The organism is Paraburkholderia sp. DHOC27, from assembly GCF_003429005.1.
GTDB lineage: Bacteria > Pseudomonadota > Gammaproteobacteria > Burkholderiales > Burkholderiaceae > Paraburkholderia.
The window spans coordinates 28,985-55,350 of the sequence record NZ_QVQV01000005.1 but is presented as its reverse complement, the minus strand read 5'-3'; the positions used below and the strand labels follow the sequence as shown (position 1 = coordinate 55,350).

Annotated in this window: 23 protein-coding genes; 10 read left to right on the top strand and 13 right to left on the bottom strand. The window is 63.0% G+C overall.

Annotation, left to right across the window (positions count from 1 at the left end):
- Positions 1-31: 31 nt before the first annotated feature.
- Positions 32-1,600, bottom strand: a complete 1,569-nt coding sequence (locus tag D0B32_RS18085) for a UbiD family decarboxylase (RefSeq protein WP_117335512.1) — start codon at positions 1,598-1,600, stop codon at positions 32-34.
- Between the two features lie 660 nt (positions 1,601-2,260).
- Here D0B32_RS18085 and D0B32_RS18080 point away from each other — a divergent pair.
- On the top strand, positions 2,261-3,463 hold the full coding sequence (locus D0B32_RS18080) for a lytic transglycosylase domain-containing protein (protein ID WP_117335510.1): 1,203 nt from the start codon (positions 2,261-2,263) through the stop codon (positions 3,461-3,463).
- A 124-nt stretch (positions 3,464-3,587) separates the two neighbouring features.
- On the opposite strand, the gene D0B32_RS18075 is transcribed toward D0B32_RS18080, so the two are convergent.
- The 4 genes from D0B32_RS18075 to ribBA all read right to left on the bottom strand — a co-directional run bounded on the left by D0B32_RS18075 (position 3,588) and on the right by ribBA (position 7,047).
- On the bottom strand, positions 3,588-4,781 hold the full coding sequence (locus tag D0B32_RS18075) for a pyridoxal phosphate-dependent aminotransferase (RefSeq protein WP_117335508.1): 1,194 nt from the start codon (positions 4,779-4,781) through the stop codon (positions 3,588-3,590).
- An 80-nt stretch (positions 4,782-4,861) separates the two neighbouring features.
- Complete coding sequence (gene nusB / locus D0B32_RS18070) at positions 4,862-5,296, bottom strand: transcription antitermination factor NusB (RefSeq protein WP_117335506.1); 435 nt, start codon at positions 5,294-5,296, stop codon at positions 4,862-4,864.
- Positions 5,293-5,808, bottom strand: a complete 516-nt coding sequence (gene ribH / locus D0B32_RS18065; protein WP_117335504.1) for a 6,7-dimethyl-8-ribityllumazine synthase — start codon at positions 5,806-5,808, stop codon at positions 5,293-5,295. The genes nusB and ribH overlap by 4 nt, the downstream gene beginning before the upstream one ends.
- A 111-nt stretch (positions 5,809-5,919) precedes the next feature.
- Positions 5,920-7,047, bottom strand: coding sequence for a bifunctional 3,4-dihydroxy-2-butanone-4-phosphate synthase/GTP cyclohydrolase II (gene ribBA / locus D0B32_RS18060; protein ID WP_117335502.1), 1,128 nt, complete (start codon positions 7,045-7,047; stop codon positions 5,920-5,922).
- A 588-nt stretch (positions 7,048-7,635) separates the two neighbouring features.
- Here ribBA and D0B32_RS18055 point away from each other — a divergent pair.
- The 9 genes from D0B32_RS18055 (at position 7,636) to D0B32_RS18015 (ending at position 18,188) form a co-directional block, all read left to right on the top strand.
- On the top strand, positions 7,636-8,937 hold the full coding sequence (locus tag D0B32_RS18055; RefSeq protein ID WP_117335500.1) for a gallate dioxygenase: 1,302 nt from the start codon (positions 7,636-7,638) through the stop codon (positions 8,935-8,937).
- A gap of 140 nt (positions 8,938-9,077) precedes the next feature.
- Positions 9,078-10,478: an aromatic acid/H+ symport family MFS transporter gene (locus D0B32_RS18050; protein ID WP_117335498.1), complete on the top strand. Its 1,401-nt coding sequence runs from the start codon at positions 9,078-9,080 to the stop codon at positions 10,476-10,478.
- Between the two features lie 63 nt (positions 10,479-10,541).
- Complete coding sequence (locus tag D0B32_RS18045) at positions 10,542-11,564, top strand: amidohydrolase family protein (RefSeq protein WP_117335496.1); 1,023 nt, start codon at positions 10,542-10,544, stop codon at positions 11,562-11,564.
- A gap of 18 nt (positions 11,565-11,582) precedes the next feature.
- A complete protein-coding gene (gene ligK / locus D0B32_RS18040; RefSeq protein ID WP_117335494.1) occupies positions 11,583-12,266 on the top strand; it encodes a 4-carboxy-4-hydroxy-2-oxoadipate aldolase/oxaloacetate decarboxylase in 684 nt (227 codons plus the stop codon).
- Between the two features lie 24 nt (positions 12,267-12,290).
- Positions 12,291-12,998 (top strand): substrate-binding domain-containing protein, encoded by a 708-nt coding sequence (locus D0B32_RS18035; RefSeq protein ID WP_117335492.1) that lies wholly within the window; start codon positions 12,291-12,293, stop codon positions 12,996-12,998.
- An 81-nt stretch (positions 12,999-13,079) separates the two neighbouring features.
- The gene (locus D0B32_RS18030) at positions 13,080-14,351 is read left to right on the top strand and encodes a LysR family transcriptional regulator (protein ID WP_117335490.1); all 1,272 of its coding nucleotides are present in this window, start codon (positions 13,080-13,082) and stop codon (positions 14,349-14,351) included.
- A gap of 275 nt (positions 14,352-14,626) precedes the next feature.
- Positions 14,627-15,823 carry a 5-demethoxyubiquinol-8 5-hydroxylase UbiM gene (gene ubiM, locus D0B32_RS18025; RefSeq protein WP_117335488.1) on the top strand — a complete coding sequence of 399 codons (1,197 nt, stop codon included), beginning with the start codon at positions 14,627-14,629 and terminating at the stop codon, positions 15,821-15,823.
- 146 nt (positions 15,824-15,969) lie between these two features.
- Positions 15,970-16,386, top strand: a complete 417-nt coding sequence (locus D0B32_RS18020; RefSeq protein ID WP_117335486.1) for a MarR family winged helix-turn-helix transcriptional regulator — start codon at positions 15,970-15,972, stop codon at positions 16,384-16,386.
- 2 nt (positions 16,387-16,388) lie between these two features.
- The gene (locus D0B32_RS18015) at positions 16,389-18,188 is read left to right on the top strand and encodes a chloride channel protein (RefSeq protein ID WP_117335484.1); all 1,800 of its coding nucleotides are present in this window, start codon (positions 16,389-16,391) and stop codon (positions 18,186-18,188) included.
- 15 nt (positions 18,189-18,203) lie between these two features.
- On the opposite strand, the gene D0B32_RS18010 is transcribed toward D0B32_RS18015, so the two are convergent.
- The 8 genes from D0B32_RS18010 to hemL form a co-directional block, all read right to left on the bottom strand.
- Positions 18,204-19,409, bottom strand: a complete 1,206-nt coding sequence (locus D0B32_RS18010; RefSeq protein WP_117335482.1) for an L-dopachrome tautomerase-related protein — start codon at positions 19,407-19,409, stop codon at positions 18,204-18,206.
- 65 nt (positions 19,410-19,474) lie between these two features.
- Positions 19,475-20,236: an ATP-binding cassette domain-containing protein gene (locus D0B32_RS18005; protein ID WP_117335480.1), complete on the bottom strand. Its 762-nt coding sequence runs from the start codon at positions 20,234-20,236 to the stop codon at positions 19,475-19,477.
- Positions 20,233-21,207, bottom strand: coding sequence for an ABC transporter permease subunit (locus tag D0B32_RS18000; RefSeq protein ID WP_117335478.1), 975 nt, complete (start codon positions 21,205-21,207; stop codon positions 20,233-20,235). The genes D0B32_RS18005 and D0B32_RS18000 overlap by 4 nt, the downstream gene beginning before the upstream one ends.
- Before the next feature lie 88 nt (positions 21,208-21,295).
- Positions 21,296-22,231, bottom strand: a complete 936-nt coding sequence (locus tag D0B32_RS17995; RefSeq protein ID WP_220444944.1) for an ABC transporter substrate-binding protein — start codon at positions 22,229-22,231, stop codon at positions 21,296-21,298.
- 309 nt (positions 22,232-22,540) lie between these two features.
- A complete protein-coding gene (locus D0B32_RS17990; RefSeq protein WP_117335474.1) occupies positions 22,541-22,828 on the bottom strand; it encodes a hypothetical protein in 288 nt (95 codons plus the stop codon).
- Between the two features lie 167 nt (positions 22,829-22,995).
- Complete coding sequence (locus D0B32_RS17985) at positions 22,996-23,631, bottom strand: riboflavin synthase (protein WP_117335472.1); 636 nt, start codon at positions 23,629-23,631, stop codon at positions 22,996-22,998.
- A 53-nt stretch (positions 23,632-23,684) separates the two neighbouring features.
- A complete protein-coding gene (gene ribD / locus D0B32_RS17980) occupies positions 23,685-24,803 on the bottom strand; it encodes a bifunctional diaminohydroxyphosphoribosylaminopyrimidine deaminase/5-amino-6-(5-phosphoribosylamino)uracil reductase RibD (RefSeq protein ID WP_117335470.1) in 1,119 nt (372 codons plus the stop codon).
- A gap of 64 nt (positions 24,804-24,867) precedes the next feature.
- A complete protein-coding gene (gene hemL / locus D0B32_RS17975) occupies positions 24,868-26,160 on the bottom strand; it encodes a glutamate-1-semialdehyde 2,1-aminomutase (protein WP_117335468.1) in 1,293 nt (430 codons plus the stop codon).
- Positions 26,161-26,366 lie beyond the last annotated feature (206 nt).

Here is a 26,366-nt window from a genome sequence, read left to right as displayed (position 1 = left end):
GCGACAAAAGCCCTGCTTTTAAGGGGTAAAACTAGAATCCAAGCTCGGACCACAGCGCATTGACGCGCTGCTTTACCGCCGCATCCATTTCAATGGGGCGTCCCCATTCGCGGTCGGTTTCGCCGGGCCACTTATTGGTGGCGTCGAGGCCCATCTTCGAACCGAGTCCCGCCACGGGCGACGCGAAATCCAGATAGTCGATGGGCGTGCGATCCACCAGCACCGTGTCGCGAACCGGATCGATACGCGTGGTAATGGCCCAGATCACTTCCTTCCAGTCGCGGATATTCACGTCCTCATCCACCACGACGATGAACTTCGTATACATGAATTGTCGCAGGAAGCTCCATACGCCGAACATCACCCGTTTGGCATGGCCCGGATAACTCTTCTTCATCTGCACGATCGCCATGCGGTAGCTGCAGCCTTCTGGCGGGAGATAGAAGTCGGTGATTTCGGTGAACTGCTTCTGTAACAGCGGCACGAACACTTCGTTGAGCGCCACGCCGAGTACGGCGGGTTCGTCAGGTGGTTTGCCGGTGTAGGTGGAGTGATAGATCGCGTCGCGCCGCATGGTGATGCGCTCGACGGTGAACACGGGGAACCACTCCTGCTCGTTGTAGTAGCCGGTATGGTCGCCGTACGGTCCTTCCAGGGCGTGTTCATAACTGGCACTGGCGCCTTTCGACGGCCGCGGCGGTGCGCCCGCCGGAGCGGTTGCCGGTTCACCTTGCTGGGGGTAGATGAAGCCTTCGAGCACGATCTCCGCGCGCGCCGGCACCTGCAGGGTGTCGACGCCCGGCGTGATGCACTTCGCGAGTTCGGTACGCCCACCGCGCAGCAGCCCGGCGAACTGGTATTCGGAGAGCGTATCCGGCACCGGCGTAACCGCACCGAGGATGGTGGCCGGGTCGGCGCCCAGCACTACCGCGACCGGGTAGGGCTTGCCCGGATTCTGCAAGGCGAACTCGCGAAAATCGAGCGCGCCACCCCGATGTGCGAGCCAGCGCATGATCAGTTTGTTGCGGCCAATGAGCTGCTGGCGATAAATGCCTAGATTTTGGCGGCTCTTGTTTGGGCCCCGCGTGACGGTCAGGCCCCACGTAATCAGTGGCATCGCATCGCCCGGCCAGCAGGTCTGGATGGGCAGCTTTGCGAGGTCCACGTCGGCGCCTTCCCAGACGATTTCCTGGCAGGGTGGCGCGCTCACCGTCTTCGGTGCCATGTCCCAGACGGCCTTGGCGAGCGTGAGGAGCTTGCCGGCGTCCCTGAGGCCCTTGGGCGGCTCCGGCTCCTTCAGGGCCGACAACAGGCGGCCGACGTCGCGCAGCGACTCCAGCGCGGCGCTATCGCCGTCCTGTGCGCCCGCGTCGATGCCCATGCCGAGCGCGACCCGGCGCGGTGTGCCGAACAGATTGCCGAGCACCGGGAACGCACGGTCCGGCTGGGCCTCAAACAGCAACGCCGGGCCGCCGGCGCGCAGCACGCGGTCGCACAGCTCGGTCATTTCCAGGACGGGCGAGACCTTTTGCGGGATACGACGCAGCTCGTTGAGCGTTTCGAGGCGACCGACGAAGTCGCGCAGATCTTTGTATTTCATCGAGTCCGGATCAGGGCCGCACAGCGCGGCGATAAGGGAGATACGGGGCACGGCGAGCTGCGTTATGCAAAACGCAATCGCTGCGCCAGATTGATTGTCGATTTTACCTGCGTTGCTTGACGCACGTTACGCAAGTAATTGTGTAACTAGCCCGAGAGGCGCATGCCGAGGGGGTTTGGACTCGCTGAACACTGTTCGTTATTACAAATAGTTATACTTTTGCTCATCTATAGTGTTGACGAACTATTTGAGGCTGCTAGAATCCGGTCACATTGGTTGCAGGGCGTGAACCTTTTTACCATCGCCCCCCGGTCCTTAGACGCCTCGCGTCACCGCTTACCGACTTTTGTCCGACATTTGTCGACTTTTTGCCGACGCAATACCGGCTTTCTACCGATCCCTGCTCGGTGTCTGACGGTCTTTTTTGCAGTCCTCGCCAGCGCAATCTGACGCTGGTTTTTCGCGTGGGAGCCATCGCGAACATGCTTTTTTTGGGCATGACGCGAATTGTTTTCGAGACGGCTCCCCACCGACGGTTTATGCCGTATTCCCGACGCCGCAGCTGCCCTAACCAGAGCACGCGACGTCTTGATTCTGCGAATGTGTCGTGATGCCGGCCTGCCGGCGGAGTTCGCAGATCATGCAAGATGGGAGATCTGAATGAACGCCTGGTTAACGTGGCGTCCCGACGAACGACTCGCGCAAGTTATGCGTGTCGTCCTGCGTCGCGGGACGCGTGTGAGTCATCACCTGTTCAGCATTGTTGGCGGCTTCGCCTTCGTGCTCGCAGTTGCGCTGTGGCTGATGCCGGCCTGGCGCGGTACCCTGGCAGCCAAGCTGATGCCGGTCATTTCGGCCGCTGTGCAGGCTGGCCCGGCCCGCCTGCTGCAGGGCAACCCTCTGCCGTCTTTCGTACCGTCCACCGTGACGCCGCCGTCTGACGATTCGCTGGCCTCGAATACACCGGTCAACACCGAGGGTGCTGACGGCTCCGACAACAGCAGTGCGCTTGCCAGCAATACAGGCAATAGCGGTAGCACGAGCAACACGAGTTTCGATGGTGCCTTCGACGGCACCGGCACCAGTGGCCTCGGCGTCACGGCATTCAATGCCCTCGATCCGCATTCGGTGCAAAGCATCAGCGCGCTCGCGCGTCTGATTCCTGCGCAGCGCGTGGCCCCCGAAGCGCGCGACGACCGCGCACTCGTTTCCACCCGCGAACAGGACCTCGTTGCCAACTATCTGGCGCGACGTTATCGCGTGGCTCAGGAGCCGGTGAGCGAACTGGTCAAAGCCGCGTTCGATACCGGTCGCGAAGTGGGTCTCGACCCGCTGCTGCTGCTCTCCGTGATGGCGATCGAATCGGGCTTCAATCCGTACGCCGAAAGCGGCGTGGGGGCGCAAGGCCTGATGCAGGTGATGTCGAAAGTGCACTCGGACAAGTTCCAGTACTTCGGCGGTCAGAGCGCAGCGCTCGATCCGCTTGCCAACATCAAGGTAGGCGCGCTGGTCCTGAAGGATTGCATCGCACGCGGCGGTTCGCTGCCGGGCGGCCTGCGCCTCTACGTCGGCTCGACGAGCCCGGACGATGGCGGCTACGGCGCGAAGGTCGTTGCGGAACGTGGCCGTCTGCGTGATGTAGCGCGTGGCCGCAAGGTGCCGATCAACGCACCGCAGGCACCGGTCACGACCACGGCGTCGACCAGCACGGCGGCCGCAACAACGGCTGCGCCGGGCAAGCGGGTGCAGGTGACGCTCGACGGCGCGCATCCGCTGACAGCGGAGCCGACCTCGGTGAAGTCGTCGGCACAGGATGACGCCAACACCACCAAGCACGCTTCGGGTCCGGAGATGGGCGCTTGAACTGACTTCGAGCGCTACACGCTGAGCCGTGAAGTCGAAGAGCACAAGCTGCAAAACAAAAAAGCACCCTCGGGTGCTTTTTTTCATTCTGGCGCTGGCATTCCACACATCGCCTTCAGCCCGTTCAGCGGTTGAAGAATCCGCGCAAGCGCGCCACCGCATCTTCGAGCTTCGGATAAGCCGTCGCGTACGACAGCCGGATATACGAGCGCGGCGCGTAATGGCCGAAGTCCATCCCAGGCACCAGCACCACACCGGCGTCATGCAGCATGGCCTTGGTGAGCGCGGCGCTGTCGCCGGCCGCTGCATGGTTGACCTGGCTGCAATCCGCGTACACGTAGAAGGCGCCATCCGGCATCACGGGCACCGAGAAGCCCAGTGATTCGAGCGCCGGCGCAATGAAGTCGCGGCGGCGCTTGAACTCGAGCCGGCGCGCTTCGTAGATGGCGAGCGTATCCGGTTCGAAGCAGGCGAGTGCTGCGTGTTGCGCGAGCGCCGAGGCGCAGATGAACAGATTCTGCGCGAGCTTTTCGAACGCGCCCACGAGCGTCGGCGGCACGACCAGCCAGCCAAGCCGCCAGCCGGTCATGTTGAAGTACTTCGAGAAGCTGTTGACCGTGATGACGTCCTCGCCGTACGAAAGGGCGGAGACGGGGTGCGCGTCGTAACTCAGGCCTTGATAGATTTCGTCGACGATCGTGAAGCCGCCGCGTGCCCGCACGGCTTTGACAATGCGTTCCAGTTCGGCGGGTTCGATGGAGGTGCCGGTGGGATTCGACGGCGAGGCGAGCAGCACGCCACGCGTATGCGGGTTCCACAGGCGCTCTACGTCAGCGGCGGTGAGCTGGAAGCGCTCGGCCGGACCGCTCGGCACCAGCACGGGTTTGCCTTCGGAGGCCGCCACGAAGTGACGGTTGCACGGATAGCTCGGATCCGGCATCAGCACTTCGTCGTCGCGATCCACGAGCGCGGCGCACGCGAGCAGCAACGCCGCCGAGGCGCCGGCCGTGACCACGATGCGCGCCGGATCCACGTCGATGCCGTAGAACCGCGCGTAGTGCCCGGCAATCGCCTCGCGCAGCGCGTGCAGCCCCACCGCGCTGGTGTACTGCGTGACGCCGCGGCGCAACGCGCTCGCGGCTGCTTCGATGACCGGCTCGGGCGCGGTGAAATCGGGCTCGCCGATTCCCATGTGGATGATGTCGCGCCCCGCACGTTCCAGCAATGCGGCCTCTTTGGCCAGCTCCATCACATAGAACGGCTGGATGGCGTCGACCCGCGCAGCAAGCCGTACCAGTGGTTCGGTCACGGTGTTCATACGATCAGTACGGTAAGTGCGGATTCACGTCTCGTGCAGAGCGCCGACAACAGCGCCTCCACTACAGCACAGCAACGGCCTCAGTGCTTGCGGGCCGCCTGCGTTTCGTCGACGCGCAGCTTCGCCGACAGCTTGTCCAGCACGCCGTTGACGTACTTGTAGCCGTCCGCGCCACCGAAGGTCTTGGCCAGTTCCACTGCTTCGTTGATCACCACGCGGTACGGAATGTCGACGTGATTCTTCAACTCATACGCGGCCACCAGCAGCACCGCGCGTTCGACCGGCGAGAGCTGGTCGATGGGGCGGTCGAGGCACGGCGTGAGGTCGGCGGAAAGCGCTTCCGAATCGCGGATCACGCCATGCAGCAGCGCGTCCAGGTGTTCGTGGTCGGCCTTGTCGAAGCCCTGTGCGCCGCGCAACTGCGCGTCGATCTCACCGCCGGGGGAACCCGACAGCAGCCACTGATACAGCCCCTGCGTGGCCAGTTCGCGGGAACGTCGGCGAGCGCTCTTCATGCTTGTTCCTCTTCGTCCTCGTCTTCCTCTTCGTCGTCATCGTCGCCGCCGAGTTGTTCGAGAGCAACCGCCAGGTTCGCCATTTCGACTGCCACGCGTGCAGCATCGCGACCCTTCTCCGTCATGCGTGCGACGGCCTGTTCGTCGGTCTCGGTCGTGAGCACGGCGTTGGCGACCGGAATGCCGAAATCGAGCGCGATACGCGAGATGCCGGCACCGCTTTCGTTAGACACCAGTTCGAAGTGGTACGTCTCGCCGCGAATCACCGCGCCGAGTGCGATCAGCGCGTCGAACTGTGCGCTTTCGGCGAGCTTTTGCAGCGCCAGCGGAATTTCCAGCGCGCCCGGTACGGTGACCAGCAGCACGTCTTCGCCAGTCACGCCGAGGCGTTCGAGTTCTTCGATGCACGAATCCGCGAGGCCGTTGCACACGGGTTCGTTAAAGCGCGCCTGCACGATGCCGATGCGCAGGCCGTCGCCGTCGAGGTTCGGTTGATATTGTCCGATTTCCATAGTGAGTCCGTAGTGTTGTCTGGTTAGGCGCTATTGCGCTTGATTGATCGGATCAGCTAAGTGCTGGCCGGCGCGATGCCGGCGCCGGCGGTGGTCTAAAGGGCCTCGAGTTTAAGGCTTTTGCGCGTCGCAACCCGGCATGGGCACGAAACCGGTCACTTCGAGGCCGTAGCCCGACATGCTGCCCAGCTTGCGCGGGTTCGACAGCACCTGCATCTTGCCGACGCCCAGCTGACGCAGAATCTGCGCGCCGATGCCGTAGGTCTTGAAGTCGACCGGACGACGCTTGAGGGCTTCGGCCCGGTCCTTCGAATCGAATGCCTTGAAGACGTCGATCAGGTGTTCTTTCGAATCGCCGCAATTGAGCAGCACCACCACGCCCAGATCGCGCTCCGCGATTTCTTTCATGGCGGCGTCCAGCGTCCACGAGTGGGTGGACGTGCTGACCTCCAGCAGGTCCAGCACCGACAGCGGTTCGTGCACCCGCACCGGCGTTTCGCGTTCCGGCGTGGGCGTGCCGCGCACCAGCGCGATATGCGGCTGGCCGCTCGGCTGGTCGAGATACATCACCGCGCGGAACGGGCCGTGTGCGGTCTGCATGGTGCGCTCGCAGATGCGCTCGACGATCGACTCGGTACGGCTGCGATAGTGAATCAGATCGGCAATGGTGCCGATCTTCAACTGATGCTCGTCCGCGAACTCGATCAGGTCCGGCAGGCGTGCCATCGTGCCGTCGTCCTTGATGATCTCGCAGATCACCGCGGCCGGCGTGAGCCCGGCGAGCGCCGTGAAATCGCAGCCCGCTTCGGTGTGACCCGCGCGCACCAGCACGCCGCCGGGTTGCGCCATGATCGGGAACACGTGGCCCGGCTGCACGATCTGCTCGGGACGCGCGTCGTGCGCCACTGCGGCAAGGATCGTGCGGGCGCGGTCGGCGGCCGAAATGCCCGTGGTGACGCCTTCCGCGGCCTCAATGCTGACCGTGAAGGCCGTGCCGTACTGCGTGCCGTTACGGTAGGTCATGAGCGGCAGGTTGAGCTGCTTGCAGCGCTCCTGCGTCAGCGTCAGACAGACCAGTCCACGGCCGTAGCGCGCCATGAAATTGATCGCCTCCGGCGTGACGAATTCGGCGGCGATCACGAGGTCGCCCTCGTTTTCGCGGTCTTCTTCGTCGACAAGGATCACCATCCGGCCGGCTTTCAGTTCGGCAATGATCTCAAGAGTGGAGGCGAGCGTCATGGTGGCGAGAATTTCGGGAAAGCGCGTATTTTACGCCACGCGCGCCTCCGCGTCGTTCCGGCGAATGGCATAGGCCGTTTGGCGGCTCGAAGGCGGCCTGAATCTGCAACGGATCTGCCGTCTACCGCCCCTTGTCGATAAGCGCCTGTTTGGGGGCGCGTCGGCAGACCCATCGAATCGACCACCAACCGCCCAGCAAGGCCGCTAATTCACGGGCTGATTGCTACTTGATTCCAGTGCCATCTAATCTATTTATTGGCATTGATCAGGTAAATTCGCCCGAAAAATCTCTACGCATATCTCGTCGATCCGCGCTTTGCCTTGCCGGACGGGCCTTCTGGCGCCATGTTGACCCATTGGCGTGCCATCTAAAACATCAAAAACCATGAACTTTTGTCAATGCATTGGGTTAACCCGGACTGTCGGCGCTCGCGCCAGTTCGCTACGGTCTTTCCAGCAGGCGACGGTTTGAGTTTCGTTTATCGGCAACGCAATGCGCTGGATGCCGCGATCCGCCCGCCGCCCACGTAACGAATCGCAGCGCACAAGAGAAACGCGAAACACGGGCGTTTCTGGAGGAATTCAGGCATGGCACGGATCATCGGCGGCATTGCTGCCTCGCACACTCCCACCATCGGTTTCGCGTTCGACAAGAACAAGCGCGACGATCCGGTGTGGGCACCGATCTTCGAGAATTTCGCACCGCTCGCGGACTGGCTGGCCGAAAAGCAACCCGATGTGCTCGTCACCATCTACAACGACCACGTCACCTCGTTCTTCTTCGACCACTATTCGGCCTTCACGCTGGGCGTCGGTCCGGAATGGCATGTCGCGGACGAGGGCGGCGGCGCGCGCGATCTGCCACCCATCAAGGGACATCCGGCACTGGCCGCACACATCGGCAATTCGCTGATGACCGACGAGTTCGACATGTCCTTCTTCCAGAACAAGGCGCTCGATCACGGATGCTTTTCGCCGCTGTCGATGCTGTGTCCGCACAAGCCGGAATGGCCGGTGAAGCTCGTGCCGTTGCAGATGGGCGTGCTGCAGCTGCCCATGCCGAGTGCGCGCCGCTTCTACAAGCTGGGCCAGGCGCTGCGGCGCGCCATTGAAAGCTATCCCGAGGATCTCAAGGTGGCCATCGTCGCGACCGGCGGCCTGTCGCATCAAGTGCATGGCGAGCGTGCGGGCTTCAACAACACCGCATGGGACCAGCGTTTTCTCGACCTGTTCGAGCGCGACCCGGAGCAACTGGCCAGCATGACCCTCGCGGAATACGCGGAACTGGGTGGCTTCGAAGGCGCCGAGGTCGTGATGTGGCTCACCATGCGCGGCGCGCTGCCCGCAGGCGTGGTCTGCAAGCATCGCAGCTACTACCTGCCGTCGATGGCAGGCATCGCCACCGCCATCTACGAAGGCGTAGACGGTGAATCGTTGCCCTCCGTCGCCGAGCGTCACCGACAACGAATGGCCGAGGCACTCGCGGGCGTCGAGAAGCTGGAAGGCACCTATCCGTTCTCGATCGAAGTCGCGGTGCGCGCCTACCGCATCAACGATTTCCTGCACCGCATGGTCGAGCCCGAGCATCGTGCGGCTTTCCTGCACGATCCGGAAGCGAGCTTCGCGGCCGCGGAACTCAGTGATCAGGAGCGCGAACTGATTCGGCAACGCGACTGGCGCGGCCTGCTGCATTACGGCGTGATCTTTTTCATGCTCGAAAAACTGGGTGCGGTACTCGGCGTATCGAACCTGCACATCTATGCGGCCATGCGTGGCGAAACGCTGGAGGATTTTCAACGCACCCGTAATGCGCCGGGCGCGCTGTATTCGGTCGCGGGAAAAGCGGCGGGCAAGCTGGCGTGGGACAGCACGGAACAGCAAAAAGCTTGATCAGCGGGTCGCCGTTAGAGGTGGGTTCTTCATGGTGCTCAAGACGCGAAACGCGCATTGCCTCATGCACGAACCCAGGCATGTATGGATGCCTCGACCGGTGACCGGAAACGCGAGACAGAGGAGACAGGAGACATTTGATGAGCTATGGACAGACAGGCGGCGTAAGAAGCGGATTTACCGGCGCGGGAATCGGCGGCAGGGTCATCGACATCAAGGCCTTCATCGACGAGCGGGCCATTTCTCCTTACCAGTGGCTACTCGTGGCGCTGTGCTTTCTGATCGTGACGGCCGACGGCATGGACGTCGCCATCATGGGCTTTATCGCGCCGTCCATCATCCACGACTGGGGCATCTCGCGGCCCGCATTCGGTCTCGTGATGAGCGCGGCGCCCATCGGGCTCGTGATCGGCGCATTGACTGCCGGACCGGCATCGGATCGCGTCGGCCGCAAGTGGGTGTTGCTCACGTCCATTTTCCTGTTCGGCGTTTTCACGATCAGCACGGCGTTCACGCAATCTGCGCCGGTCATGGCCTTGCTGCGTTTGCTGACCGGCATCGGCCTGGGCGCGGCCATGCCTAACACCACGACGCTGCTGTCCGAGTACGCGCCGCAGCGCAAGCGCGCCTTGCTCATCACCATCATGTTTTGCGGCTTCAATCTGGGTTCGGCGTTGATTGGCTTCGCGGCGGGCTGGCTGATTCCCGAGCACGGCTGGCGTGCGGTGCTGATCTTCGGCGGTGCGTTGCCGCTGGCGCTGTTGCCGATCCAGCTTTGGCTGCTGCCTGAATCGGCCCGTTTGATGGCAGTGCGCGGCGCGCCTGCCGCGCGGATCGGCAAGGTGCTGGGCCGGGTGTGCGGCGCGCGCTTCAACGGCGACGAGGTGTTTATCTCCAACGAGCCGCCGCTACCCACGCGCAAGCCGATCGGCGTGCTGTTTTCGCAGGGCTACGGTTTCATGACCGGGGCGCTGTGGGTCACGTACTTCATGGGCCTGCTGGTGATCTATCTGCTGACCGGCTGGCTGCCGAGCTTGATGAGGGATGCCGGTCTGACCGTCACTACCGCGGCCAACGTCACGGCCATGTTCCAGATAGGCGGCACGGTGGGCTCGATTCTGGTGGGCTGGATGATGGACAAGGTGCGCCCGGCGCCAGTCATCAGTGCCGCGTACGTGGGCGGTGCGCTGTGTGTGCTCGGACTCGGCTGGATCGGCGCGTTGTCGTCCTCGCTCACCGTGCTGGTGTTCGCCGCGGGCTTCTGCATGAGCGGCGCGCAGACGGGGCTGAACGCGTTCGCGCCGAGCCGTTACCCGACCGTCGCGCGGGCCACCGGCGTGAGCTGGATGCTCGGCATGGGCCGCTTCGGCAGCATCTTCGGTTCCGCGATTGGCGGTGCGTTACTCGGCCTCGGCTGGCAGTTCGGCGCGATTCTCGCGATGCTCGCGATTCCCGCCACGCTGGCGGCCATCGCCATTCTGCTGGCGCAACGCACGAAGGTCAGTGAGGAAGCGACGCCGCATCCGACTGCGGCGCATTAACGAAGCCGGTGCGGTGGCCATGTGTGGCCGCGCCAGCGATTTGATCAGTTTTCTGGAGAAGCGATGATCATCGATATTCACGGGCACTACACCACGGCGCCCAAAGCGCTGGAGGCCTGGCGCAACCGCCAGGTGGCAGGCATCAAGCAGCCGTCGGAGATGCCGAAGGTGTCCGAATTGCAGATCAGCGACGACGAGCTGCGCGAGTCGATCGAAAGCAATCAGTTGCGGCTGATGCGCGAGCGCGGCCTCGACCTGACCATCTTCAGCCCGCGCGCGAGTTTCATGGCGCATCACATCGGCGACCTCGAAGTGTCGAGCACGTGGGCGGCGATCTGCAATGAACTGTGCTACCGCGTGAGCCAGTTGTTTCCCGAGCATTTCATTCCCGCCGCGATGCTGCCGCAAAGTCCCGGCGTGGATGTGGCCACCTGCATCCCCGAACTGGTGAAGTGCGTGGAGCAATACGGCAACGTGGCGATCAATCTGAATCCGGACCCTTCAGGGGGGCACTGGACCAGCCCGCCGTTGTCGGACCGTTACTGGTATCCGATCTACGAGAAGATGGTGGAGTACGACATCCCCGCCATGATCCACGTGAGTACGAGCTGCAATGCGTGTTTCCACACCACCGGCGCGCATTATCTGAACGCGGACACCACCGCCTTCATGCAATGTCTCACGTCGGACCTGTTCCGCGATTTCCCCACGCTGCGCTTCGTGATTCCACATGGCGGCGGCGCGGTGCCGTATCACTGGGGACGCTTCCGCGGACTCGCGCAGGAAATGAAAAAGCCGTTGCTGCAGGATCATCTGCTCAACAACATTTTCTTCGACACCTGTGTCTACCATCAGCCGGGCATCGATCTGCTGACGCGCGTGATTCCCGTCGACAACATTCTGTTTGCCAGCGAAATGATTGGCGCAGTACGCGGCATCGATCCGGAAACGGGCCACTATTTCGACGATACGAAGCGCTATGTCGAGGCCGCGCACATCGACACCGCCGATCGCTACAAGATCTATGAAGGTAACGCGCGCCGTGTTTATCCGCGGCTGGATGCGGCGCTGAAGCTGGCGCGCTAAAAATAAGGGAAACTGATCATGTATGAACTAGGTGTGGTGTATCGCAACGTTCGACGCGCGGACGCCGACGTAGCCACGAAGCTCGGCGAGTTCGGCAGTGCCACGGTGCACGAGGCAATGGGCCGCACGGGTCTGCTGAAGCCGTATATGCGGCCGATTTACGTCGGCGCTCGGGCGAGCGGCACGGCGGTGACGGTGCTGCTGCAACCGGGCGACAACTGGATGATGCACGTGGCCGCCGAGCAGATTCAGCCGGGCGATATCGTCATTGCGGCGGTGACGGCGGATTGCACCGATGGTTACTTCGGCGATCTGCTGGCAACGAGCTTCAAGGCGCGCGGCGCGCGTGGACTTATCATCGACGCTGGCGTGCGCGACGTGCGCGAGTTGACGTCGATGCAGTTCCCGGTCTGGAGCAAGGCGATCTCCGCGAAAGGCACCATCAAGGCGACACTCGGCTCGGTGAACATCCCCGTAGTGTGCGCAGGCGCGCTGGCGAGTCCCGGTGATGTGATCGTGGCGGACGACGACGGCGTGGTGGTCGTGCCGTCCGCCTGGGCGCCGCAGGTGCTGGACAAGGCAATGGCGCGCGAGGCCAACGAAGCGACGAAGCGCGCGAAGCTCGCCAGCGGCGTACTCGGCCTCGACATGTACAGCATGCGCGAACCGTTGCAGCAAGCGGGGTTGCGCTACATCGACTGACAGCACACCGACATGGACATGAAAATGGACACTGCGCAAACCCGAGGTGGGTCGATTACCGGAATCGCTTCAATGGCGACCCGTGCACTGCTCGAAGAATTGAGCGAGGCATACGAGCAGCGGTCGAAACGGCGTGTGATCATCGAGTCGGTGGGCGGCGTCACCGCGGCCCGGCGGGTGGAAGAGGGCGAGGCATTCGATGTGGTCGTGCTGGCCACGGACGCGATCGAGCGGCTCGCTGCCGCGGGGCACGTGGTGCGGGGCAGCCAGGTCGAGCTGGTTCGGTCGGGTGTGGCCATTGCCGTGCCGGGCAACGCGCCGCAGCCGGATATCAGCACGGCAGCGGCGGTTCGCGAGGCCGTACTGGCCGCGCGCACGATCGGCTACTCCACGGGTCCGAGCGGGGCCTATCTGATGCGGCTGTTCGCACATTGGGGCATCGCTGAGATCATCGCGCCGCGCATCATGCAGGCGCGGCCCGGTGTCCCGGTGGGCAGCTTGATCGCACGCGGTGAAGTGGAACTCGGCTTTCAGCAGTTCAGCGAGCTCATGCACGTACCGGGTATTGAGGTCGTCGGTCCGCTGCCGGATGAGATTCAGCTCATCACCGTATTCTCGGCGGCCATTTGCATGGCATCGAAAAAGCGTGCGGCGGCTGAGGCGCTGCTGGATTTTCTGGTGTCGTTCGAGGCGGACGCGGCGAAGCGCAGTCAGGGCATGGAGCCCGCATGACGGATGGCGAAGACGATGCGGGTGCAGGTGCAGGTGGATAACGAACGTAAACAACGAGCGTGAATAAAGCGTGAGCCTGGCGTGAGCAATAGCGAACTTCTCAACCTCGCGCATCTGCGGGCCTTCAAACTGGTCGCCGACACCGGCAGCGCCACGCGTGCTGCCGCCGAACTCTTTCGCGCCCAGTCCGCCGTCACGCGCTCCGTGCAGGAGCTCGAAGCGGCGCTGGGCGAACCGCTCTTCGAGCGCAAACCGTCCGGCATGTTGCCGACTCCAACCGGGCGCGCGGTACTCAAGCGCTGCGACCGGATCTTCGCCGAGCTGGGTGAACTCACGATATGGAGCGTGGCGCAGCAAACGCGTCGCCGCACGCTGGTAGAAGGCGCACTGCCGGCCTACCTGCTGAACACGCGCCGGCTGCAGATATTCGTGGCGCTGGCCCGTCATCGTCACATGCCGACTGCGGCAAGCGCGTTCGGCATCAGTCAACCCGCGGTGAGCAGCGCGATCCGGGTGCTCGAAAGCGGCTCGGGTCTGCGCCTGTTCGATCGCAGCCCACGTGGAATCGTGCTGACGCCGGAAGGCGAGACCTTTCTGCTGCACGTGCGCCGTGCGCTGAACGAGCTACGTCATGTACCGGATGACATCGCGGCGCTGCACGGCAATATTCAGGGCGCGGTGACGGTGGGTGCGCTGCCGCTCGGGCGTACGTTGATCCTGCCCAATGCCATCGCTCGCCTGATCGAATGGCACCCCGGCGTGCGGGTCGCGACGGACGAAAGCGCGTACGAGACGCTGGTGGCGAGCTTGCGCGCGGGCGACGTCGATTTCATTCTTGGGGCCTTGCGTTCCGACGAGCCAGGCAGCGGCTTGCACAACGAACGCTTGATGACTGAAGAAATGGCCGTGCTGGCGCGCCGCGATCATCCGCTCGCACAGTCACGCGGACTGAGCATCGAAGACTTGCGGTACGCCCAATGGATTTTGCCGCGCAGCCAGGCACCTGCACGCCGCCTGTTCGAATCGCAGTTTCGCCGTGTGAACCTCAAGCCGCCGCTGCCCACGGTGGAAACGGCCGACCTCGCGGTGATCCGCGGCCTGCTGCTGCATACCGACATGCTGGCTGCGCTGTCCGCGCAACAACTGCACTACGAGTGCGAGTCGGGGCAACTCGTCATGCTGGATGTGCCGCTCCACAACATGCAACGCAACATCGGCCTGATGGTGCGGGCTGAGGGCGCGCCATCGCCGGCGGCACGTGCGCTGATCGCGGCGATCCGCCTCGCAGTGGAGGACCTGTCGGCCTCGGCGGGGGTTTCGCTGGCGCATGGTGGCGGGCGTCAGTCCGCGTAACCGGTTTTTAAGGCGCGGCAAGGGCTGCGCGGTCGGCCTTGCATGACTCCGGACTCTATGTGACTTGCCGCGTGGCCGGAATACGTCTTTGGTACTAGCTCCTTGGCCGTCGCGGCGCTTTGTCGCCTCGTTCTTCGGGGCGATAGGCAATAGAGTGGGTGCCTCTTATCGTGCGCAATTAACTCGCGCAACCAGCATGCGCAGTCAGCGTGTGCGTGCGGTCTGTCTGTGCGCAGCGGTGCATCGGACAAGAGCCCATCAACTCTGGAAGTGTCATGGAAACAGATATCGTCATCGTCGGTGCCGGTCCTGCCGGACTGTGTCTCGCGCGTTCCTTGTGCAAGTCGGGCCTCGACATTGTGCTCGTTGATCAACAGGCGTTGGGCGAGCTGGAGAATCCGAAGTTCGATGGCAGGGAAATTGCGCTCACGCAAAAATCAGTCGAAATCCTGAAGAATCTGGATGTCTGGGACAGGATCGATCCGGCGTCGAAATCCAGCCTGACGGATGCGAAGATTTTCAACGGTTCGTCGCCCTTTGCGCTTGGCATTGGACACGAGTTGAGCGCGTACACAGAACTCGGCTGGCTCGTGCCGAATCATTTGATCCGCAAGGCGGCTTACGATGCGATTCACGCGTGCCATGAGGACGGCGAAGTCGAGGTTATCGCAGCGGAGCGGGTGATTGGCGTCGAAACAGGCGATGCCGGTGCGAAGGTGCAACTGGAGAGTGGCCAGTCAATATCAGCGCGCCTCGTCATTGCCGCTGATAGCCGCTACTCTCCCACTCGAAGGATGATGGGAATTTCCGCGGACATGCACGACTTCGGAAAGTCGATGCTGGTGTGCGGCATGACGCACGATGTGCCGCATCACCACGCGGCGTGGGAATGGTTCGGCTATGGACAGACGCTTGCGCTGCTGCCCATGAATCCGGAGCCTGCGAGCGGCGCATTCCGGTCATCCGTGGTGGTCACGCTGGCGGGTCGTGAGATAGACCGTCTCATGAGTCTGGACGATCAAGCGTTCAATCATGAGATCGAGCGGCGCTTCGAGCGCAGGCTGGGCCGGATGACGCTCGCCACCACACGTCACGCCTATCCGCTGGTTTCGGTTTATCCCAGACGATTCGTCGGCAAGCGGTTTGCAACGGTTGGGGATGCGGCGGTGGGCATGCATCCCGTGACCGCGCACGGCTTCAATTTCGGTCTGTCAGGTATCGACGCGCTGTCGCGCGCGTTGATAGGCGCCGAGGCAAACGGTCTCGACATCGCAGACGACGCGCTCCTGAAGCGCTACGAAAACCACCACCGGCGTTCGACGCGCCCGCTCTATCTGATCACCGCATTCATCACCCGCGTTTATACGGATGACCGTCTGCCCGCGAAGCTGGCGAGAAATCTCATGCTGCGTTTCGGTGAGCACGTCACGCCGTTCAAGCAGCTTGTCGCGGCGTCGCTGGCGGGTCATTAGCGCACGAATGGACACTGGCGGCGTCAGCAGCAAGAAAAATAACACCGCCCATCGCCCTCAGTTCCCAGCATTGAACGCTCCGGCATAACATATCACGTCGTGATACAATCGCGTTTTCGCAATGCGCGATGGCCTCTGGAGCGTCAATGAAAACCCTCACACGCGGATTGACCAAAGCGGACTTCGAGCAACTCTCCGAATTCCGCTATCAGATGCGGCGTTTCGAGCGCTTTTCCGAGCAGGCCGCGCAGGGCGAGGGCATTACGCCGCTGCAATACCTTTTACTCCTGCATATCAAGGGCTACCCGGAGCGCGACTGGGCGACTATCGGCGAGCTTGCCGAACGGCTGCAGGCGCAGCATCACGGCGTGGTCGCGCTGGTGTCGCGCTGCGAGGCGCTGGATCTCGTGCAGCGCAAGGTCAGTGGCACGGATCGCCGCCAGGTGGAAGTGCATCTGCTGAAAGCCGGCGAGCAGGTGCTGTCGCGCCTCGCGCAAATGCACCGCGCCGAACTGAAGTCGCTCAAAGGCGCGTTCAATGTTCCCCAGATCGATGTCGAGTAATCATGATGCACAACACTCATAAGCGTGACTTTTCGTCGAACGCACGGTTGCCAGGTATCTCCGCACTCGCGGCGGTCATCGGCCTGCTGAGCACGCTCGCCGCTTTCGTACTGCTCAGCCTGATTCATCTTTTCACCAATCTGTTTTTCTTCGGCGCGTTTTCCTTCGCGGATCGCTCTCCCGCGCAAAACACGCTTGGCGCATGGGTGATTCTGATTCCCATCGTGGGTGGCCTGATCGTGGGTTTGATCGCACGCTACGGCTCCGAGAAAATTCGCGGGCACGGCATCCCCGAAGCGATCGAAGCCATTCTGTTCGGCAAGAGCCGCATGTCGCCGAAGGTCGCGATTCTCAAACCGCTTTCGTCTGGCATCGTGATCGGCAGCGGTGGTCCGTTTGGCGCGGAAGGTCCGATCATCATGACGGGCGGCGCGCTCGGTTCGCTGATCGCACAGTGCGTGAAGGTGACGTCTGCGGAGCGCAAGACCTTGCTGGTCGCCGGCGCGGCCGCGGGCATGACGGCCGTGTTCGGCACGCCGGTGGCGGCGGTGTTGCTGGCGGTCGAATTGTTGCTGTTCGAATGGCGCCCGCGCAGTTTCCTGCCGGTGGCATTGGCGTGTGCCGTGGCGGGATTCGCACGGGCGATTTTCTTTGGCACAGGTCCGCTGTTTCCGCTCGAAACCGCACCGGCCGGCGCGCTTTCGCTGGTGTCCTGTGTGATTGCCGGATTGCTGAGCGGTGCGCTCGCCTCCGGGCTTTCGGCGGCGTTGTACAAGACCGAAGATCTGTTCGGCAAGCTGCCCATCCACTGGATGTGGTGGCCCGCACTAGGCGGCCTCGCGGTGGGCATTGGCGGCCTGATCGAGCCGCGCGCGCTCGGTGTGGGGTATGACGTGATTGGTGATCTGCTGCATCAACACATCGCGCTGCAGATCGCGGTCTCCATCCTCGTCGTCAAAGCCGTGATCTGGGTCATCGCGCTTGGGTCCGGCACATCGGGCGGGGTACTTGCGCCGCTGCTGATGCTGGGCGCCGGACTCGGCACGGTGCTCGGACACGTGCTGCCCGGTAATGATGCGGCGCTGTGGCCGCTGGTGTGTATGGCTGCCACACTGGGCGCCACGCTTGGCGCGCCGCTCACGGCCATCGTGTTTGCCTTTGGCCTGACGCACGACGCTAACGCGCTGTTGCCGCTGCTCGCCGCTACGCTGGTCGCGCACGGCTTCGCAACGGTCGTGATGCGACGCTCCATCATGACGGAGAAGATCGCGCGCCGTGGCTACCACATCTATCGCGAGTATGGCGTCGATCCGCTGGAGCGGCATTACGTGGACGAGGTGATGTCGTCCTCCGTCGCGAGCATCGACGCCGACATGCCGGTGCATGAGGCACTGAGCACGCATTTCGGCGCCACGCAGCAGCATCGCGCGTATCCAGTGGTGAACGCTGGCGCGTTGGTTGGCATGGTGGATCGCATGACGCTCGAACGTTTCCGTGACGAACACCCAGAGCAACTCTCCAACGCCCGCATTGCTGATCTTTTCAGCGGCACGGCACCCATCGTGGCGTTACCGGATGAGACCTGCCGGCTCGTTGCCACGCGGCTGGCGGTTCAAGGTCTCGAACGGTTGCCGGTGGTGGCCGACCGCGGGAGTCTGCGCATCGTCGGTGTGGTTTCGCGTAGCGATCTGGTCAAGCCGTCGCTCGCGCACTTCGACGAAGAGCACAAGCAGGAGCGGTTCCGACGCGTCACGTTTAGCCGTAACCGCAAACGCTTCCCGCCGGTGGGCAGGGCTGGGTGAGGCGCTGCGTATCCATCACCCTGCCAGCCCACGTCGTGGCTGCTGCGGCAAACGCACCCGGAAGATGGTGAACTTGCCCTGACGCGGATAGCCGTTCGAGAAGTTATCGAGTTCGTGCAGATGCGAGTCCGCGAAGTACAGGTAGCCGTTCGAGATGGCAAAGCCATCGGCCCATGAAAGCTGTGGATGCGGCGCAACGAAGGTCGTCTGGTCGAGCGTCGGCTTGCCGTCACGCTGCACGATATTGAACGCCACCACTGTGCGATTCTCGAGATCGCCGCCGTACAGCACGCCCGCCGGGCTCATGATCAGGCCGCCGGTCAACGCACCGTCACCGAGCGATTCAACGCGCTGCGACACCTCCTCCGCTGAGAGCGATGTGTCGATCAACGCCGCCGTTGGAATGCGCCAATAGTGATGATCGGTGAGCGCGCGGTAGTAGAGCCAGTTGCGATCCGGCGAAATCGCGATGCCGTCCGTCTGGATCACGACGTTCTCGCCATTAGGCTTACGTGCAATCCGGTCGCCGAACATCAAATGCTGATTGGCGTCCGCTACGGCTGAACGATCACCCGCCAGCAACAGGCGAGATTCCCCGCTCTGCAGATTCGTGACCACCACGCCGCCCCGGTTATCCGCATTGCTCATGTACGCGTAACCGTGCTGGAGATCCACGCGAATATCGTTGATCGAATCTTTCGGCGTCACCACCTTGTCGTAGCTGAACTGACGCAGCACCTGGCGCGTTGCGAGATCGAATTCGACCAGCTTGGGCGGCTGACGGCTCTGATCCACCTTGGCCAGCGACGAGTCCAGGACCCACAGATGATCCTGCTCGTCCACCCATAGCGCCTGCACCGAAATCCATTGATGCGTGCCGTCTTCGTCTGGCTTGTAGTTGTTCCAGTCCGCATCGGGAAACGGTGTCAACGCGCCGCTTTTCGGATCGACTTCCACCATGCTGTAGATGGATCGCTTGACCGGCGACGGCGCCGTCGCAAACACGCGCCCGTGTCGCGAGACGCCGATGCCGACGAGGCGAAAGTCGTCATCGAAAGTAGCCACGGTTTCGAGGCGCGGGGCGTGAGCGACGGCAGCGTGCTGGGTGGCTTCAGCGGCGTCGGCCAACGAGCCGATCTCGAGCGAGCCGAGCAGCAGTGCACCCAAAGACGTCAACACGCGCCGGCGCATGGGCTGCGGGGAATCATCCTTGTGCATCATCAGGCATCCTTTCAAACGTCTTCCCGCGTTGGGCAGGCCTGATGATGCAGCAAACGTTATTCCCGCTAGCTGGGGCTCGCGTACGTGTCACCCACCATCAGATGCACGATCTCATCGCCCTTGGTTTGCTGGACTTGCCGCTCACCCGCCACTTCACCGCGCCGCAAGACAACGATGCGATCGGCAATCGCAAAGATGTCGTGCAGATTGTGCGAGATCAGAATCACGGACACGCCCTGGGCTTTCAGCGTCGTAATCAACTCCATCACCTTGCGCTGTTCGGGCACGCCGAGCGCGGCCGTGGGCTCGTCCATTATCAGCACGCGTGCGTTCCAGTAAATCGCGCGTCCAATCGCAATGGCCTGACGCTGACCGCCCGAGAGCATCTTCACCGGGCCACCCAGCTTGCGCTCCGGAATCACGATGTCGAGACGCTCCAGCACTTCACGCGCGACCTGCGCCATGCGTGGCCGATCGATCACCTGAAAGCCGAGTTGCCGCCGCGTGGGTTCACGTCCGAGAAAAATGTTGCTGCCCACGTCCAGGTTGTCCGCGAGAGCAAGGTCCTGATAGATGGTCTCGATGCCCTGTGCACGCGCGTCCTGCGGATCGCGTAACTGCAACGGCGCACCGTCGAACAGCAGGTCGCCCTGATCGGCGTGATAGACACCCGAGAGAATCTTGATCAGCGTCGACTTGCCCGCGCCGTTGTCGCCCGCCAGCGCCAGCACTTCGCCGGGCAACAACTGCAACGACACACGCTTGAGCGCTTCGACGCCGCCAAAGCGGATCGAGACGTTGCGTACCTCCAGGATCGGCGTGCTCATTGGGCACCTCCGAGACGGTCCTTGTATTGATCGATCAGCACCGACAGGATGATGACGATGCCCACCACGATGAATTGCCAGAACGCGTTGACGTCGATAAACACGAGGCCGAACTGGATCACCGCGATGATCAGCGCGCCGATCAATGTGCCGATGACGTTGCCGGTGCCGCCAAACAGGCTCGCGCCGCCAATCACCACCGCGGCGATCGAATCGAGCAGCATCGGCTCACCGGCATTGGCGGCGCCCGCCGCGAACCGCGCGGTATAGATGATGCCGCCTACTGCGGCGAATGCTGCGGCGATCACATACACCATCAACAGATGGCGTTTGACGTTGATACCGGCGCGCACGGCGGATTGCGGATTGCCGCCAATCGCGTACGTGTATTGACCGAAGCGGGTCTTCGAGAGCAGCAGATGCATGACGATCAGCAGCACGGCGGTCAGGATCACCGGCGCCCAGCCGCTGCCGAGCTTGACGAGGCCGGGGTTATCCACCGAAACCGTCATGCCGCTGCCCGCCGCGAGAAACCCCGCGCCGCGCGCCACGCCGTACATGCCGAGCGTGCCGATGAAGGCAGGCACGCGCAGCCACGCAATCAGCACACCGTTGACGAGCCCAGGGATCAGACACACCGCAATCGTCACCGGGATGGAAGCGAGCAGGATCCACGGCGAGCCGTTGCCGAACAGCGTGAACTGCGCGACGCAGACGGCCGCGAGCCCCATCACGAAGCCCGCGGAGAGATCGATGCCGGCCGTGATGATCACGAAGGTCTGACCGATGGCGAGTAGCAGCGGCGCGGCTGCGGCGAGCCCGATGGATTGCAGGTTGTAGGCGTTGAGCAGAAACGAGCGGTGCGCCGAGACCTGGGCGTACACCTCGAAAAAAACCAGCAGGGCGGCGAGGAACAGCCACGGCCATAGCCGGGTGACCAGAGCGAACCGGTCGAGACGCGAGTTATCCATGAAGTGATCCGCGTTGTCGGAAGCAGACACCGCGTGCGCGGGAACGCACGCGGCGAGGACGATCCATGACTTCAGCCAGCGTTGCCGGCTAGTTCGAATAGATGTACTTCTGCATGTCGGGCTGGTCGATGTTGTTCTTGTCGAGAACCTCGAAGCCCGTGCTCTTGAGCGTCGGCACTTTCTTGCCGTGGATCACGTCGGATGCGAACTTGACGCCGTAGTAGCCGATTTCGTCGGGACGCTGCGCAATCGCGATATCGACGAGACCGCTCTTGATCTCCTTGTCGATGCCTGGAACGGCATCGAACACCACTACCTTGACCGCACCTTGCTTGCCGGCCGCCTTGACGCCCTGCGCCGCGCCGCTGCCGGAGAAGGTGTTGGCGCCGAACACGCCGGCGAGATCCGGATTGCGCGCCAGCACGGCGGCGACGTGAGCGGCGGCCTGGTTGGCGTCATCCTCGTTGTAGAGCGTTTGCAGCACCTTGATATTCGGATGCTTCTTCATCTCGTCCGCGAAGCCTTCGGCGCGTGCATCCGTGCTCGAGATGCCGGGCTTGTTGTTCTCGCAGTAGACCGTGCCCTTGTCGCCGATGGCTTTGGCCAGCGCCCGTGCTGCGACGCGTCCACCTTCGAGGTTGTCCGAGGCGATATAGGAGAGGGGGAAATCGGCGTCGCCCTTGCCCGTCTGATAGTGGCCGTCGCCGATATACGTATCGACGGTGATGACCTTGATGCCGGCGTCCGCGGCTTCCTTCAGCGGTTGAATGAGCTGCTGCTTGTCGACTGGCGAAATCAGCAGTACGTCAGGATGTTTGGCGATAAATGCCTTGAGAATCGGCACCTGCTCGCTGGTGTTCCATTCTTTGGGAACCTGAAACAGCAATTCGACGTTTTCTTCTTTGGCGGCCCGTTCGGCGCCGCGATGCATGGTGAAGTAAAACGGATCGACCACGCCGGGCAGCAACGCCACCACGGGATGACCCGCATCGGCCTGCGCCAGTCCCGAAAGTGAACAGACCATGACCGTTGAGACCACAACCATACAGCGGGACACGAATCGCTTCATTTTGTCTTCCTCCAGGTTATGAGTCCGACTTGTGACGCTCGACTTGTTTTACGCGCTGCGCGGCGTCCAATCGGCTGAGGGGGAGTATAGGCGCGAGTGGTGCCAGTGACTATGGGGTGAAAACGGGAATGGGGGCGCTGATGGAGGAAGTGTGGACGTTCGGGTTAATGCAATGAATAAATCATCCGGCTCTGAATGCCGTCATTTCACCCAATAGTGATGCCGCAGCGGATAACTGCGTAAGCTGCTGACCAGGCAACCCGCTTACGAGTTCGGGTAGAGCGTGTCACGCGGGAAGAACACCCGTGGCTCGAAAGCCGGCATTTCTACCGTGGCGCCTTTCGGCGTCAGCACGACATGGCAGGTTTGATCGAGCTGCTTGCCCTTGCGCGTGATGAACGCGCCAGGACCGCCGTCGCATTCGGGTGTGTGCTCCAGCAGGCGCAATTCCCGGCCGTTCGAGATGGACCGCTTGATGTCGAATCCATCGGCATGGGCCACGGTGGCGCCGAACAGGACCGCCACTCCGACGATGACTTTTGCAATCTGCATGATGATCTCCGGGTTCGACTGTGCGGCGCGCTCACCGGTCGATCACGAGCTAACGCCGACACATAACTACCAGATTAGATTGTTCCGCTGCCAACTTCCATCATCGCCCGATGCCCGGCCAAGGTAAAGACGCGATCGCCGGTGGGGCCGCGCTTTTAATGGTCGGATTATTTCAACGGATTTCGGCCGTTTTCCGAGGTGGACAGCATCCGCTCCACATACCGCGCAATCAGATCGATCTCCAGATTCACCTGCGCGCCTTCGTGCAGATGCTTGAGCGCGGTGACTTCCACCGTATGCGGAATCAGATTGATCGAGAACTCGCAGCCGTCGTCGCGATCTTCGACGGAGTTGACCGTCAGGCTCACACCGTTGACGGTAATCGAACCTTTGTACGCCAGATAGCGGCCAATCTCGCGCGGCGCAAGCACACGCAGTTCATGCGACTCGCCGACTGGCGCGAAACGCGTGACCGTGCCGAGGCCGTCGACGTGCCCCGAAACGATGTGGCCGCCGAGCCGGTCGTGCGCCCGCAGCGCCTTCTCCAGATTCACTTCGCCCGGCTCACCGAGTCCGACCGTGCAATTCAGGCTCTCGCGCGACACATCCACTTCGAACGAATGCACCGTCTTCGCCACCACGGTCATGCACGCGCCCTGGATGGTGATGCTGTCGCCGAGCTGCACGTCGTCGAGATCGAGGCCGCCCGCTTCGACATTCAGACGCACACCCGCGTCCCCATCGTTGCCGAGGGGTTTGACTGATTCAATGCGGCCCACTGCCGCGACGATTCCGGTAAACATCGTGTCGATTCCTTGTCTGTTTCGAATTGCTGTGGGTGCCTTATCGACCAAGCTTAGCCGACAGTGGCCGGCTCGAAGCGCGCCAGAATGCGCACGTCGTCGCCGATCCGGTCGACCGAGTGGAAATTCAGGCGCACGCGTTCATCGAGCGTGGCCGGCGCAGGCAGGTTGAACATGCTCATCGAATCCATGCCGAGCAGACTCGGCGCCAGGTAAATCAGCAGTTCGTCGACGCAGCCTTCGCGCAGCAGTGAGCCGTTCAGCTTGTAGCCGGCCTCCACGTGCAACTCGTTGACGTTGCGCTCGCCGAGCACTTTCAGCACGGCCGGCAGATCGACCTTGCCGGCCGGATTAGCCAACTGCACGAGTTCAGCGCCGCGGTCGCGCAGCGCCGCCGCGCGTTCCGCGTGGCGCGCGTCGAGATTGCCGCAGAAGATCAGCGTCGGCGCGCCCGCCAGAATCTGCGCGGTGGGCGGGACGTCGAGCTGGCTGTCGATCAGCACGCGTTGCGGCTGGCGCGGCGTATCGACGGCACGCACCGTCATGCGCGGATCGTCTTCGCGGACCGTGCCGATGCCCGTCAGAATCGCTGACGCCCGTGCGCGCCAGGCGTGGCCATCGGCGCGCGCCGCTTCGCCGGTGATCCACTGGCTTGCACCCGAGGGCAGACCAGTGCGGCCGTCGAGCGAGGCCGCCACTTTCATGCGCACCCACGGCCGGCCGCGCGTCATACGCGTGACGAAGCCGATGTTCAGTTCGTACGCCTCATTGGCGAGCAGGCCGCAGCGCACTTCGATGCCGGCGTCGCGCAGCATTCTGAGTCCACGCCCCGAGACCTGCGGGTTCGGGTCTTCCATTGCCGCGACCACCCGCCCGACCTGCGCGTCGATCAGCGCGTTCGCGCACGGCGGCGTACGGCCAAAGTGGCTGCAGGGTTCGAGCGTCACGTAGGCCGTGGCGCCACGCAGATCGTGACCGCGCGAGCGGGCATCCTTCAACGCCCGCACTTCCGCATGATCCTGCCCGGCCGGCTGCGTGAAGCCTTCACCAATCACCTCGTCGTTCTTCACCAGCACGCAACCGACGCGTGGGTTCGGATCGGTCGTGTACATGCCGCGCTTCGCGAGAGCGAGCGCGCGTTCCATATGGACAAAATCGGTTTGCGAGAACATCGGCGTCCGTTGAGTGCGAGAGGCGAAATGCGGTTCGGTAGTGCTTGCTCTTCGTAGACGCGGATCAGCTTGCGAGCGACGCGAAGGCGCCGCGTGCGGCTTCGATCGTGGCGTCGATGATGGCGTCGTCATGCGCACTCGACACAAAACCCGCCTCGTACGCCGATGGCGCGAAGTACACGCCCGCGTCGAGCATCTTGTGGAAGAACGCATTGAAGCGCGGCACGTCGCTTTGCGTGACTTCAGCGAAGCTCGCGGGGACCTTGTCGGCGAAGTAGAGACCGAACATGCCGCCGAGCGCATCCGCCGCGAACGGCACTCCGGCTTCACGAGCCACGCCAGTGAGGCCCTCGACGAGACGCGTGGTGCGCGCGGCGAGCGTGTCATAGAAGCCGGGTGCCTGGATCAGTTGCAAGGTCTTCAGGCCGGCCGCGACGGCAATCGGATTGCCCGACAGCGTGCCCGCCTGATATACCCCGCCGAGCGGCGCAAGATGGGCCATGATGTCGCGCCGTCCGCCGAAGGCCGCCGCCGGCATGCCGCCGCCGATCACCTTGCCGAGGCAGGTGAGGTCGGCCGTGATGCCATACAGTTGCTGCGCGCCGCCGAGCGCCACGCGGAAGCCGCACATCACTTCATCGAAAATCAGCACGGCGCCGTATTCCGTGCACAGACGGCGCAGCGCCTGCAGGAATTCTGGCGTGGCGCGCACGAGGTTCATGTTGCCGGCCACCGGTTCGACGATCACCGAGGCGATCTCGTTGCCGAAGGCCTTGAAGGCTTCTTCGAGCGCGGCGACGTTGTTGTATTCGAGAACCGTGGTGTGCTTCGCAATGTCCACCGGCACGCCTGCGGAAGTGGGATTGCCGAAGGTCAGCAGACCCGAACCGGCCTTGACCAGCAGGCTGTCCGCGTGGCCGTGATAGCAGCCCTCGAACTTGACGATGCGGCTGCGATTGGTGAAGCCGCGTGCGAGACGCAGCGCGCTCATGGTGGCTTCCGTGCCGCTCGAAACCATGCGGACCTGTTCGATGGACGGCACCAGTTTGCAGATTTCTTCGGCGATGGCCACTTCGGATTCCGTCGGCGCGCCGAACGAAAAGCCGTTCACGAGCACGCGCTGCACGGCTTCGAGCACTTCGGGATGAACGTGACCGAGAATCATCGGGCCCCACGAGCCGATGTAATCAATGTAGCGCTGACCGTCGGCGTCCCAGAAGTAGGCGCCCTGGGCGCGCTCGATGAAGCGGGGCGTGCCGCCCACCGAACGGAAGGCGCGCACCGGCGAGTTGACACCGCCGGGGATGGTGACTTGAGCGCGTTCGAAGAGCGCTTCGTTTCTGGAATTGCTGGACATGACGTTAGACCTGCCTGATAGGAATGCACAGAGAGCGCTGCACAGGGGCGCGCGCAACGGGCGATACGGGCGACCTCGATGCGATGGGGTCGATGACCGGTGGAAGGCAAGCCGACGGCGGTGAGCTATCGAAACCCTCGCCACGCGCCTGCTGTGTCCGACCTTACACCCGCCTCGCATCTGGCGCGGCGACCCCGCAGCGCCCC